Annotated in this window: 11 protein-coding genes; 6 read left to right on the top strand and 5 right to left on the bottom strand. The window is 70.3% G+C overall.

All coding sequences use genetic code 11. The features are described 5' to 3' along the window. The 3 genes from VFE05_21450 to VFE05_21440 form a co-directional block, all read left to right on the top strand. Positions 1-455, top strand: a 455-nt coding sequence (locus VFE05_21450) for a hypothetical protein (GenBank protein ID HET6232655.1), incomplete at its 5' end; no start/stop codon positions are given. Continuing rightward, positions 452-1,669, top strand: a complete 1,218-nt coding sequence (locus VFE05_21445) for an alcohol dehydrogenase catalytic domain-containing protein (protein HET6232654.1) — start codon at positions 452-454, stop codon at positions 1,667-1,669. The genes VFE05_21450 and VFE05_21445, both read left to right, overlap by 4 nt. Before the next feature lie 268 nt (positions 1,670-1,937). Further along, positions 1,938-3,092, top strand: a complete 1,155-nt coding sequence (locus VFE05_21440; protein ID HET6232653.1) for a Fic family protein — start codon at positions 1,938-1,940, stop codon at positions 3,090-3,092. A 443-nt stretch (positions 3,093-3,535) separates the two neighbouring features. Here VFE05_21440 and VFE05_21435 read toward each other — a convergent pair whose 3' ends face one another. Further along, positions 3,536-3,772: a hypothetical protein gene (locus VFE05_21435; protein ID HET6232652.1), complete on the bottom strand. Its 237-nt coding sequence runs from the start codon at positions 3,770-3,772 to the stop codon at positions 3,536-3,538. A 177-nt stretch (positions 3,773-3,949) separates the two neighbouring features. On the opposite strand from VFE05_21435, the gene VFE05_21430 reads away from it, so the two are divergent. Together VFE05_21430 and VFE05_21425 are read left to right on the top strand one after the other, a co-directional pair. Further along, positions 3,950-4,840, top strand: coding sequence for an EamA family transporter (locus VFE05_21430; GenBank protein ID HET6232651.1), 891 nt, complete (start codon positions 3,950-3,952; stop codon positions 4,838-4,840). 275 nt (positions 4,841-5,115) lie between these two features. Continuing rightward, positions 5,116-6,345: a hypothetical protein gene (locus tag VFE05_21425; GenBank protein ID HET6232650.1), complete on the top strand. Its 1,230-nt coding sequence runs from the start codon at positions 5,116-5,118 to the stop codon at positions 6,343-6,345. 148 nt (positions 6,346-6,493) lie between these two features. Here VFE05_21425 and VFE05_21420 read toward each other — a convergent pair whose 3' ends face one another. The 4 genes from VFE05_21420 to VFE05_21405 all read right to left on the bottom strand — a co-directional run bounded on the left by VFE05_21420 (position 6,494) and on the right by VFE05_21405 (position 11,109). Beyond that, entirely contained in the window at positions 6,494-7,201 is a 708-nt protein-coding gene (locus tag VFE05_21420; GenBank protein ID HET6232649.1) for a hypothetical protein, read from the bottom strand. Between the two features lie 384 nt (positions 7,202-7,585). Further along, positions 7,586-7,843 (bottom strand): hypothetical protein, encoded by a 258-nt coding sequence (locus VFE05_21415; GenBank protein HET6232648.1) that lies wholly within the window; start codon positions 7,841-7,843, stop codon positions 7,586-7,588. A gap of 290 nt (positions 7,844-8,133) precedes the next feature. Further along, complete coding sequence (locus tag VFE05_21410; GenBank protein ID HET6232647.1) at positions 8,134-8,607, bottom strand: MarR family transcriptional regulator; 474 nt, start codon at positions 8,605-8,607, stop codon at positions 8,134-8,136. A 279-nt stretch (positions 8,608-8,886) separates the two neighbouring features. After that, a complete protein-coding gene (locus VFE05_21405) occupies positions 8,887-11,109 on the bottom strand; it encodes a VIT and VWA domain-containing protein (protein ID HET6232646.1) in 2,223 nt (740 codons plus the stop codon). A 312-nt stretch (positions 11,110-11,421) separates the two neighbouring features. On the opposite strand from VFE05_21405, the gene VFE05_21400 reads away from it, so the two are divergent. After that, positions 11,422-13,325: DUF1800 domain-containing protein (locus VFE05_21400; GenBank protein ID HET6232645.1), on the top strand; the 1,904-nt coding region annotated here is incomplete at its 3' end.

Genomic DNA, 13,325 nt, shown 5'->3' with positions numbered 1-13,325 from the left:
CCCGCATCCGCTGGATCAAGGGCAACGCGCTGTACATGTACTCGGCCCTGCGGCAGCTCTTGGGCTACCGCGGGGTGGACATCGCCATTGGCACCGACGCGGCGCAGCGGCCGTCCACGCGGCACCTGATGCTGATCGTCGCCAACGCCCGCAACTTCGGCGGCTCGTTCCGCATCGCGCCGGACGCGTCGCTGACGGACGGGATGCTGGACGCGGTCTCCATCCACGACGCCTCCGCGCTGCGCCGTATGCAGCTCTTCGGCGCGGCGACCAAGGGGACGCACGCCATGCAGCCCGAGGTGGTGACGGAGAAGGCGGCGGGGTTCACGCTGCGCTTCGCCGAGCCGCCGGCGTATGAGACGGACGGCGAGTACAACCGCGCCTCGTCTGCCGAGGTGCGGATCGACTGCGTGCCGGGCGCGCTGCGCATCGTCACGCCGGGAGTGCCTGCGTGAGGGCGGTCACCTTCGCGGCGCCCATCCCGCGCTACCTGGCGACGGCGGCGGCGGGGAAGATGAACGAGCGCCTGTACGTAGGCCCTCACGCCTGCACGCGGCTCGGCACGACGGCGGCGCCCTCGCTGCCGAGCGACCGCTGGGTCCGCATCCGCACGCACATGGGCGGCATCTGCGGAAGCGACCTCGCGATCGTGACGCTCAAGGCGAGCCCATCCACCTCGCCCTTCTCGTCGTTCCCGTTCGTTCCGGGGCACGAGAACGTCGGCACCGTCGTCGAGACCGGCCGCGGCGTGCGTGGCTTCTCCGTGGGCGAGCGCGTGGTCGCCAACCCGCTGCTGTGCTGCGAGCCGCGGGAGATCGATCCGCCCTGCCCGGACTGCGCGGACGGGCACCACTCGCGGTGCGCGCACTTCACGGACGGCAAGGTCGCCCCAGGAATGCTGATCGGGACCACGAAGGGCCTGGGCGGGAGCTGGGGCGAGGAGTTCGTGGCGCACGAGACGCAGCTCGTGCGCGTGCCCGAGAAGGTGACGTACGAGGAGGCGGTGCTGATCGAGCCGCTGGCGTGCTCGATCCACGCCGTGCGCGCCAACCTGCCGGTGGACGGGGCGAAGGTCCTGGTGATCGGCTCCGGCGCGATCGGGCTGATGACCACGGCGGCGCTGCACGCCCTCGCCCCGCGCGTGGAGCTGACGGTGATGGCGCGGCACCAGTTCCAGGCGGACCAGGCGGAGCGGCTGGGGGCGAAGCGCACCGTCTCCGGGCGGGGCGACTACTTCGATGAGCTGGCGTCCATCTCCGGCGCGCGGTTGATGAAGCCGGTGATCGGCAAGCGCATCGCCGTGGGCGGGTTCGACGTGACCTACGTGTGCGTGGGTGGCACGCGCGGGGTGGAAGATGCGCTGCGGTTCACGCGCCAGGGCGGGACGATCGTGCTGCTGGGGAACTCGACGACGCTGCCGGGGATCGACTGGTCGCCTATCTGGCTCAAGGAGCTCACGCTGCGCGGCAGCCTGTGCTACGGCGGCCACACGCACGCCAGCCCCACGTCTGGCGCCTTCACCGAGGCCGCGGCGATGGTGGCGGACGGGCGAGCGCCCGTGGGCCCGCTGCTCACCCACACGTTCGCGCTCTCGGACGTGCGCGAGGCGCTGCTGACGGCGATGGACAAGAAGGGGAGCGGGAGCATCAAGGTGGCGTTCCGGTTCTGAATTGCGGACGAATCGAACGTTATTTAACCTTTAGCGTTGAAGTCTTATTAGCGAACCGTGCTATTAACGTATCCTTTAATAGCACCTCTCACCGAGTAGATTGCCGTTGGAGTGAAGCCCTGGGAGCCGAACGGCTCTCGGGGTTTCTTCGTGGTGGCGCAATTCCGTCCGATAGGTTGATTGCTATTAAAACATAGGCAGCTATATTTTAATAGTTGGAAACGCTATGAAAGTATCCTTTAATAAGGAGCGTTCCGTGGAGCGAGGGATGCAGGGTCGTCTGGAGAGGCATAGCACGGCAGGGGAGCATTATGAAGCGTTCATTCCCAGCCCGCTACCGCCGGAGCCCGGCCTGGTGCTCGATGTGGAGCTGCACGACCTTCTGGAACAGGCCAACCGAGCGCTGGGACGATTGGACGGGATCTCCACGCTGCTGCCCGACCCTTCGTTGTTCCTCTACCTGTACATTCGCAAGGAGGCAGTGCTCTCCTCGCAGATCGAGGGTACGCAGTCGTCTTTCTCGGAGCTGATCCTCTTCGAGAACAGTGAGGCGCCGGGAGTGCCGATGGACGACGTGCGCGAGGTGTCTCGGTACGTCTCCGCCATGGATCATGGCCTCTCCAGGCTTCGCGGCGGTTTCCCGATCTCGCTTCGGCTCGTCAAGGAGATTCACGGCGTATTAATGGCGCAGGGGCGGGGGAGCGAGCAGACTCCCGGTGAGTTCAGACGAAGTCAGAACTGGATCGGAGGGAGCCGGCCGGGAAATGCGGCGTTCGTCCCGCCGCCGCACGGCGAGCTGCTCTACGTCTTGGGCGACCTCGAGAACTTCCTGCACGATCAGCCCCGCCGCACGCCTACGCTGATCAAGGCGGCTCTGGCGCACGTCCAGTTCGAGACCATCCACCCGTTTCTCGACGGAAACGGACGCCTGGGCCGGTTGCTCGTGACCTTCCTGCTGTGTGCGGAAGGCGCGCTGTCGGAGCCGCTGTTGTACCTGAGCCTCTACTTCAAGCAGCACCGGCAGACGTACTACGAACTCCTCCAGCGCGTACGCATGGACGGTGACTGGGAAGCGTGGCTGCGCTTCTTCCTCGACGGGGTGGCGACCACGGCGGACCAGGCGAGCGGCACTGCCAGGCGAATCCTGGCGCTGCTGGATGAGGACCGCCGCCGCATCGAGGGAATCGGCCGCGCCGCGGGCTCGGCGTTGCGCGTGCATCACCTGATGCGCAGGAAGCCGCTGCTCACCATCTCGCACGCCGCGCGGGACCTGGGGCTGAGCGTGCCGACGGTAAGCACGGCCATCCGCAAGCTGGAGGAACTGGGAATTGTGGAAGAGTCCACGGGTAGGCAACGGGATCGGCTCTTCGTCTACCCGACATATCTTGCGATCCTGAACGAAGGAACTGAGGTCATGGGTTGAGCTGTACGAAGTTTGCCCCGGAGCCGGTCGGCTTCGGGGCGCTTCGTCACTCTCTGCCGAAGTCGCAGCGTGGTTACGCGGCTGCGGTCTAGCCCATTTCGTCGCCCGGCGCTTGCGCAAAGCCGACGCCCCTCGTTGCGAACGAACGAGGGGCCGCCGACTGTCGAGCTATGGTTTCGCCGGGCCGATCCGTTCCCAGGTCCTTCCCGGCTCCTGCGTCGGCGGCAGGGGGTGGTCGCCCGGCTCGATGGTTACCTGACGGGGATCGGCCACCTCCCCTCCACGCGGACCGCGCTCGATGTACTCTCCGGGTGTGGCAGGCACTTCGCCCGGCTTCTGAAGATCGCTCATGGTTGCCTCTCACTCGTGGCTGATGTTAACCGAAGCTGCCGAGACGCCGCGTGCGCACGACGTCTCGGCAGGACGGAGCGGACAGCGGCGCCCTAGTCCTTCGACTCCGACTGGACGATCAGCCGCCACTCGATGGCGCCGGACGAGGGCTTGTGCTGCTGCTGGTTCTGCGTGGGGAACGGATTGTCCTTGTTCGAGGCGATCTCGTCGCCACACCCTTCACAGCGATAGATCCCGGAGGCCGGGCACTTCGCACCGGGTTTGTAGAGCTTGTCGAACGCCGCGTCGTTCGACTTGGTGAGGTAGCCACCGTTCTTGTAGAGTGCCATGATTGTGTTCTCCTCGCGTTGCACCGTGACTGAAACGCCAGCGCTCCCACGTGGAGTCGCTGAACGGGGATCTTCGGCCTCACGAGGATTGTCGGACGGGTCTGGCCGAGTTCACATCCGCGCACACCATCACGATGGACGGCCGCCGGTGGGGCCGAAACACGAACGGTGGGGACGATGGGATACGTGTTCGTGCTGCTGGCGGCATCGCTCTGGGGGCTGATCGGGCCGGCGTCGCGGTTCGCGATGCGGGCGGGCATAGACCCGGTGGAGATCTCGTTCTGGCGGGCGGCGTTCGCGGCGGTGCTGTTCGGCGTGCACGCGGCAGCGCGGCGCGAGGTGCGCATCGCGCGGCGCGACCTGGCGAGCGTGGCGGGGTTCGGCGCGGTGGGCATCGCACTGATGTACGTGGCGTACTTCCGCGCGGTGCAGGCGGGCGGCGCGGCGCTGGCGGCCGTGCTGCTCTACACGGCGCCCGTTTGGGTGGCGGTGATGTCCGCCGCGTTCCTGCGCGAGCGGCTGGGGGCGCGCAAGCTGCTGGCGATGGGCGTGGCGCTCGCGGGCGTGGCGGGCATCGCCACGAGCGGAGGGCAGGGGATGCGGCTCAGCGGCCCGGCGCTGGCGTGGGGACTCACGTCGGGCTGGGCGTACGCGCTGTACTACCTGTTCGGCAAGCGCTTCTTCGCGCGCTACCACGCGTCCACGCTCTTCCTGTACGCGCTGCCGGTGGGCGCCGCGTGCCTGCTGCCGCTGGTGCGCTTCCACGCGAAGAGCCCTGCCGCGTGGGCGGTGCTGGCGTTCGTGGCGGTGGTGCCCACGTACGGCTCGTATCTGCTGTACAGCGCCGGCCTCCAGCGCATCGAGGCCACGCGCGCCGCCACGGTCGCCACTTTCGAGCCGGTGGTCGCCGCCGTCGCCGCGTACTTCGTGTGGGGCGAGAAGATGGGCCCTGTCGGCTACGCCTGCGCCGCGCTGGTGATCCTCGGCGTCGCGCTCATGGTCACGGGCGGGACGGGAGATGCGCGGCCCGCCATCGAGGGCGGCGCGCCGGAGGCGGGAAGCAGTTGACGCCGGCGTTGATCTACGGAGATATCTTCAACGTGATGTGAGCTACGCATCTTCCGGCGACTCGCCAGCCTCCGGGTGAGCCTTGCGTGAGCTGCCGCGAGGTGAAGCCTCTCGATCGACCCTGAACGGAGGTGCCGGGAGATGCCGGGCCTCCCGGCCACCCGCGCCCGGCCCGTGTGGTGCTGCCCGCCGATCGGCATTCTGGGGCTTGTCGTCCATCCGCCCGCTCGAGAACCCATCTCGCGCCGCGTCAACACCGCCAACCCATCATCCAGATGCGACGATTCAACCGCGGCTGGTATCTCCCACTGCCGCTTCTGTGCGTCCTCGCCGCCTGTCACGGCGACCCGGTTTCGGTAGAGAACAAGTTCGCGGGCTGCTACGACCACTCGTGCGTGAGCGAGCCCGTGCGGGTGCCGGGCGTGCCGGCGCTCGCGTCGCTGAGCGCGCGTACGTCGCACACCTGCGGGCTCACCCCCGCGGGCGAGGCGTGGTGCTGGGGCGACAACACGGTGGGCCAGCTTGGCGACGGCACGGACCAGCCGCGCGCCGCACCGGTGAAGGTGGCTGGCGGCCTCCGCTTCACCGCCATCAGCGTGGGTTCGGGGTTCACCTGCGGCATCGCGGCCGGGCAGACGGCGTACTGCTGGGGCTCCGGCGCCGGCGGCCAGCTCGGCCAAGCGGCGCCCGAGCGGTGTGGGGCGTCGCAGGTGCAGTGCGCCCGGTCGCCGCTGGCGCTGCCGGGCCGCAGCTACACCGCGGTGGCCGCCGGAATTCGCCACGCCTGCGCGCTGGACACGGCGGGCGCCGCGTTCTGCTGGGGGTTCAACGTCCTCGGAGAGACCGGCAGCGCCGCGTTCGGCGAGACGGTGCCCACGCCGTTCCGGGTGCCGGGCGACGTGGCACTCGTGTCGCTCGCGGCGGGCGACGCCTTCACCTGCGGGCTCACCGCCGCGGGCCGGGCGTACTGCTGGGGATCGGACAACCGTGGCGAGCTGGGCCGGGCGGTGGGCGGGTGCGGAGCGGTGTTCGGCTTCGCGAGCGTCTGCTCTCCCACGCCCGGACCCGTGGACACCTCCGCGCGCTTCACCGCCCTCTCGCTCAGCAACAGCCACGCGTGCGGGCTGACCGCCGCCGGAACGGCGCTTTGCTGGGGCGACAACGGGCAGGGCCAGCTTGGCACGGGCGGCTTCGAGAACCGCGTCGTCCCCGCGCTGGCGCAGAACGGGGCGACGTTCACGGCCATCGACGCCAGTGGGGCCGCCACCTGCGGCACGCCCACGGCGGGCGCCAGCGTGTGCTGGGGCCTCAACCTGATGGGAAAGCTGGGCGTGGGTACGCGTGTGGAGCTGTCCACCACGCCACTGGCGATCAAGGGCCAGAGGCGGTTCGTGTCGTTCGCCGGCGGCGCGGACTACGTGTGCGCGTTGGATGCGGACGGAGCCGCGTACTGCTGGGGATCGGGACGGCAGGGCCAGCTAGGGACGGGAGAGCTGCTTCCGTAGCGAGGGGCGGCGCCGCCAGGAGCGGCGAGATCTCCCCGTTTGCCGAACGCGAGAAGGGCGAGCGCCGGCCAGCGCTCGCCCTTCTCGATGGAAGTCCCAGCCGTCCGCCGCGGAGAGAGCGGCAGTGCGGCGAGCGGCCTGCGGAAGGTCAGCGCGCCGGAGGGGACGCGACGGCAGGCTTGTTCGCCGGACCCGCGGGGTCGGCCTGCGGCTCTTCCGTATCCTGGGTTTTGGTCTTGCCACGCAGGGGAGCGGAGACGCCGATGCTGAAGCTGCTGCGCAGGTCGGCGTTGCCCTGGAGCATCCGGTAGCGCGCGTTGAACACCGTGGTGCCGCGGTGCAGGTTCACCACGGGCTCCACGAACGCGCCACCCTTCACACCGAGGTGCTCGACGGTGCAGTCGGTGCAGCGGTCGATCCCGCGGTCCGCGCGCGCCCACGTGTATCCCACGTTCGCGCCTGCCGAGAGCTTCATGCCGCGCGGGTCACCCAGCGAAACCGGAGGCGTGTGGACGCCAGCCGCCACGCTGCCCAGCAGCATCGTGACCGAAGAGCTGAGGTATCCCTCCGTAGTGTTCTCGGAGAACGACCGGTTGTCGTGCACGGACTCCATGCCGAAGTCGGCGGTCGCGCTCACCAGGCCCGAGCCGACGCCCGCGTCCAGCAGGAAGCCCCAGCCGCGGCTTCCCGTGCCCGCTCCCTCGGCGGCGGAGCTGCGGATCGTGCTCGTGAGCAGGTCCAGCCCCAGGCGCCACTCCAGCTTGGGAGCGTTCGGCGCAGCCTGGGCCGCCGCGGCGCGTGTCGATGCCAGCAGGGCACAGCCGGCAATGCAAGTGATACGGACAAGGTAGCGCATCGATCCATCTCCATGGATGGGGGAGTGAGAGAAACCTGCGTGGAAATGCGGCCTGCGACTACGGGTGGCGCGGTTGGTCGTATCGGTGGGGTGAGGCAGGAGCAGGGGGCGGGCGGGACGGTACTGCGGTGAAGCGGATATAGTGGGGAGCGATAGGTCCCGCAATGGTGGGCGATCGTCCAGGGGGGTCCAAGGCATGGCTCATGCCATTTCTCGCACGGCGCCAGCGCGTTCAGCGGCAACGTTTTACGACTGGAGAGCCCCGCATGCCGCGTGGCATTGCCGCCACATCGGGACATTTCTGTCTCGGGCGAACGCATCACTTCGGTACGGTCGGGAGCCACAGGTGGCGACGGGAGGGCGGATCGAGGAAGTGCGGATCGGCTATGCGGCTGGTCCCGGCTTCCTCTTCGACTTCTCCGCCCGCGCGACGATGCGGTCTTCATAGTCCTGCATCAACGCTTGCAGCGCGTGCAACTCGTCCTGGCGCTCGTCGTCTTCCCAGACTTCCTCGATGCGCTCGCGGAGGAGGTAGTATTGCGCGTCCGTAGTGATCTTCCCCTTCTGCCGCACCTTGGCGATGCGCGCGAGGCGCTTGGCGTTCAGCGAGTCGAGGCTGATGCCCGCACCGTCTCTGAGCATCGCGTCCAGCCTGCGAAGCTGCTCGCCGAGCAGCCGAAAGCCGTCGGAAGAAGAAGGTCGTCACGGAGGTAGCGCATCTCCTCCAATCCGAGGTCGGGATGCGCATCCAACATGTCCTCCATCAGCTTACCGACGACCGCGCCGTCTGGCTCGCCTGAGAGAAACGCACTGAACACCCGTGCAATGCGGTAGAGCCCGTCCAGCTCCTGCTGGCGCTCGGGTGAGAGCTTGCGAGTCAAGCGAGATGTGAGGCGGAGGTGCGGACGTTCGACGGGAGGATGCGGCTGAGATCAGCTCGCGGCTTTTTCGCGGGATTCTTCGAGGAGGGCGACGAGGGTTTCCAGGCGGTCGCGGCCCAGGTGGCCGAGCTGCGCGACGTGGAGGTCGGCGACCGCGTCGTCCAGCGGGGCGATGAGGTCGCGGCCGGCGGGGGTGATGCGGGTGTAGACGACGCGGCGGTCCTCGCCGCAACGCCATCGCTCCACCATGCCGCGCTTCTCCAGGCGGTCCAGCAGGCGCGTCACGTCGGGGTCGCGGGTGATCATGCGCGCTCCCACCTCGCCCGACGTGAGGCCGTCGTGGCCCGCGCCGCGGAGGATGCGCAGCACGTTGTACTGCGTCTGCGTCAGGTCCGACGGCTTGAGGAGGTCGGACAGTCCCTGGAGAAGCGCGTTGGCGGTGCGCAGGACGTTGAGGAACGCCTCTTCCTCCACGCTGGGCACGGGCTTCGTCTGCTTCAACTCCCGCTCGATCCTGCCGCTCATCGCGCCTCGCTGGCTGTCCGGGGGTTCGCGCCGGCACGCATCTGCCGCGCCCGCGCAGACTAGGCGATACGCATGGCGGCGTCAAGCAGCGCCGCGCCAGAACGGCGGAAGCTCCCGTATCTCCCGCGGACGCTTCCGCCGTTCGTCATCTATGGTCGGCTCGTCATCCGTCGTCCATCCGCTCCGTCCCAGGCCGTCCATCTCCCGTAGACCGGCGGACGAGCCAGCATCCGCCGATCATCTCCGTCTACGACCCGCGACTCGGCGGACGAGCGGCGGCTACGGCTTGGGTGGCGCGGTGCGGAAGACGCGGCCTTCCACGACCACGGCGACGCGCTCGCCCAGCGCGAAGTAGCGGGCCAGCGCCGGCCGCTCGCGCAGCAGGGCGAAGTACGCGTCGGTGCCGAACTCGACCGTGGTCTCGGGCAGGTGCGCGTCGGCTTTGATCTCCGAATCCGTCCAAACGCCCTCGCGCAGGTAGAACGTCTTGTCGCCGACCTGGCGCGAGCCGCCGCTCTCGACCGTGAGGCCCTGGAGAGACACCGCGTCCTGCTGCGCGCGGCTGATCTTGCTGGCCCGCACCGCGCCCTCGCCCGAAACGACGGAGGGCGCCGCGGGCGGCGGCGGTGGCGGCGGTGGCGGGGGCGGGGGCGGGGGCGGAAGCGGCATCGAACCGCCGGCGGCACGCCCGATCACCGCCCGGTCCGTCGCGATCATCTGCTGGCCCTCCACCGCGCCCGGCTCCAGCGCCAGGAACGACGTGTACGGCGTGACGATGCCGTAGCGCGTGCCCAGCTCCACCACCTCGTCGCGCAGCTCGGCCGCTTCGCCGTGCGTGCGGATCTGCTCCATGAGCCAGCCCACTCGGCGCGTGGCCCACAGCCGCGGGAGGAAGTCGTTCGCCTCGGCGCGGCGCGGGAATGCGAGGCCGGGAAAGGTGAACGTCTGCCGCACGCCGCCGGCGCTGCCGGTGAGGCGGAGCGCCACGTTGCGCAGGTCCGCGTCGTTGCGGTAGCGGCCCACCAGGGCGAGCTGCGTGCCCTTGAACAGGTCCGGCAGGTCGCGCGGGTACACCAGGTCCGTGCGCACGCCGCCCATGTCCAGCGTCAGGTCGGTGAGCACCGGGTGGTTGACCTTGTCGAAGAAGGCCGACACGCGCGTCTCCAGGTCCTCGCGCGGCTCGATGTAGTCCGCCACGCCGCCGTTGTCGGCCGCCACGCGGTCCAGCAGCCGTGTGTTCACGTCGTAGCCCACGCCGAAGGTGAAGAGCCGCATGCCGTTCCGCCGCGCCCCGCGCACGTTCGCCGCGATGCGCTCCGGGTCCGTCACGCCCACGGTGGGCAGCCCGTCGGTGAGGAAGACGAGCAGCCGCGGCCGCGTTCCCTCGCGCGGGAGCTGGGCGAGCGCGGTGGTCAGCGCCTCGTCGATGTTGGTGCCGCCGGTAGCCTGCAGGCCGTTCACGAAGTCGATGCCGCGCTGCTTCCCGGCGCGGTCCGCGGGCACCAGCCCCGTCTCCATCAGCCGCGTCTCGCCCGCGAAGGAGACCACGTTGAAGCGGTCGCCCGGGCCCAGGCCGCGGAGGCCGAAGACGAGGGCGCGCTTGGCCTTGTCGATCTTGCCCTCGTCGCGCATGGAGCCGGACGTGTCCAGCACGTACACCACGTCCTTCGCCGCGTACGCCCGCTCCGCCATGCCCGAGCGCGGGGCGACGAGGAGCAGGAAGTAGCCGTCCTTGCCCGGCTCGCGGTACGTGACCAGCGACGTGCCGATGTCCGATGCGGACGGCGCGTAGAAGAGTTGGAAGTCGCGCAGCCCGCCCGCGCGGCCGGCCTCGAAGGTGGCGACGGCGCGCCGGTCCGCATCTCCCCGGTTCACGTCCACGTCGTGGCTGGGCGAGTACACCGTGCCGATGCGCCCGGGCGCCCGGACCTCCACACGGCCGGACACGCGCTCGGCCGAGGCCAGGTTGCGGCCGGTGCCGAGCGGGTAGCGGTACGCCACGGTGCCGCTCTCGGCCCGCAGCACCTGCGTGTAGGTGATCTCCAGCTTCTTGGTGGCGTGCGGGAGGATGGGGAAGATGCTGGCCTGGAAGAGGTTGGGCCCGGCGTACTCCAGCAGCCCCGGGTCGCGCCGCCGCCGCACGATGGAGTCGTACACGCGCCGCGCCTCCTCACGCGAACGCACCTCGCCGGCCAGGCGCCGGTCGCCGTCCCAGATGGCGAAGTCGCTCACCGACGCCGCCTCGGGAATCGGGAAGAGGTAGGTGCCCTCCAGCGTGGCGCCCGTCTCGTTGCGGAAGACCTGTGTGACGTGCGTGGTCGCCACCTGCCCGTCGATACGCGTGTCGATGGCGATGGACTCCACCGGCAGCGGGGGCGCCTGCCTGCCGCGCCACTCGGGCACGCCGCCGCGGCAGTCGCCGCACGGGATGATGACGCCCTGCGCGGCCAGCGGCCCCGCGGCGGCCAGGCACAGCAGGGAAACCAGCGCTCGGATTCGCATCGGTGGGTCTCTCGGGTGGGGAACCAGGGTTCGGCGGATAGGGATGATGCGCCGCCGGGGCGTGCCTCTCGTCCAGCTTCTACTCGCCACGCCACGGTAGATGTTCCGCGGATGCGCACGCTGCCATCCGCCGCCCCGCATCTCCCGTCCCGCCGTTCCCGGCAGGCCTCGGCGGATGCGCGGCGGAGGTGAACGCCGGAGGCACGCTGCGTCTGACCCGCGGCCAAACGGCGGAGTCGCGGGAGGTGTAACGCTGGTAGGAAGATGGCGGCACGCCCGTGCCGCACGCGGAGACGCCAGCCGCACCGGAAGATGAACCAGCCACGTACCTTCACGCCCCGCCGCGCGCCCGTTCGGCGCCTCGCCGCCGCCGCATCGCTCGTCGCCGGAGCGACCCTAGCCGCGTTCGCCTCCGCACCGCCGGCGGTGGACGCGGCGTCGTATCCCATCCCCACGCTCGCCCGGCGAGACGCGACGGCGCTGCCGCAGGACACCGCGCGCGCCCTCGCGCTGCTGGACCGTGCGACGTACGGCGCACGGTCGCAGGACGTGGACGAGGTGCTGCGAATGGGCGGCGCCGCGTGGCTGGACCGCCAGCTTCACCCCGAGCGCATCGACGACTCTGCGCTCGATGCGCGGCTGGCGCGTTTCCCCGCGGCCGGAATGTCGACGGCCGAGCTGTACCGCGCCTATCCCCAGCCTCGCCAGAACCCGGCCGCGGTCGCCCGCCGCGATTCCCTCGCCCGCGCCGCGGGTGCTGACCCGTCCGCGAACCCGCGCCGCCGCCGCGTGATGCCTGACAGCGCATCGATGGCTCCGGGGATGACGATGACGCCGGGCGCATCAGGGGAGATGCGGGCGGATGCATCGCGGGAGATGCAGGCGGATGCGGACGGGCAGATGCGGCCCGGCGCGGCGGGAGATGCGGCGCGGGTAGCGCGCCGTCAGCGGCAAGAACAGGGGCAGGGAGTCGCGGGTCCGGCGCGGATCGCGTTCGACCTGGCGGGGGCGCGGATGCAGCGCGCCGTGTACTCGCAGCGGCAGCTGGAAGCGGTGATGAGCGACTTCTGGTTCAACCACTTCAACGTCTTCTTCGGCAAGAACGCGGACCGCTACCTCGTCTCGGACTACGAGCGCAACGCCATCCGCCCGCACGTGTTCGGCAGGTTCGAGGACCTGCTGTCCGCCACGGCGCATCACCCGGCCATGCTCGTCTACCTGGACAACTGGACCAGCTCCGTGCCGGACTCGTCCAACGCCGCCGCCCCGCGCATCGAGGCGATGCTGCGGCGCTGGCAGGGGCTGAGTCCGGAGCAGCGGCAGGCCGCCGTCGCGTCAGGCCGCGTTAACGCGCGGCAGGCGGCGCGGCTGGACGCGGCGCTGGCGGCCGGGCCCGCGGCGGTGCAGCAGGCGCTCCGCCGTCCGCGCGGCATCAACGAGAACTACGCCCGCGAGCTGATGGAGCTGCACACGCTGGGCGTGGACGGCGGCTACACGCAGCACGACGTGGTGGAGGTCGCCCGCGCCTTCACCGGCTGGACGATGGACCGCGCGCGCCCCGGCGCGGGAGGCGAGCTGGACCCGAAGTTCGTCTTCCGCCCCGCAATGCACGACCGCGGCGAGAAGACCGTCCTGGGCCACCGCCTGCCCGCCGGCCGCGGCGAGGAGGACGGGCGCGAGGTGCTGCACATCCTGGCGACCAGCCCGGCCACGGCGCACCACGTCGCCTTCCAGCTCGCCCAGCGCTTCGTGGCCGACCAGCCGCCCGCCGCGCTCGTGGACCGCCTCGCGGGCGTCTTCCTGCGCACCGGCGGCGACCTGCGCGAGGTGACGCGCGCCCTCTTCCTCTCGCCCGAGATGGCGGATCCGCGCTACCGCGACGGCAAGGTGAAGACGCCGGTGGAGTTCGTCGCGAGCGCGCTGCGGGCCACGGGCGCGGACGTGGGCCCGTCGCGCGGGCTGGTGCAGGCGCTGCGCTCGTTCGGCGAGATGCCGTACCTCGCATCCCCGCCCACGGGCTACCCCAACAGCACCGAGCAGTGGACGAACAGCGGCGCGATGCTGACCCGCATGAACTTCGCCCTCGCGCTCACCGCCGGCCGGCTGGACGGCATCCGCATCGACCCGACGAACGTCTTCCCCGCCGGCCCGCCGCAGCGGCTGGGAGATGCGGAGCTGCGCACGCTCTCCACCCGTCTCCTCGCCGCCGCGCCCGA

The sequence above is a fragment of the Longimicrobiaceae bacterium genome, assembly GCA_035696245.1.
Lineage (GTDB): Bacteria > Gemmatimonadota > Gemmatimonadetes > Longimicrobiales > Longimicrobiaceae > DASRQW01.
The sequence above is the reverse complement of the archived record's forward strand: the minus strand, read 5'-3'. Positions and strand labels throughout refer to the sequence as shown.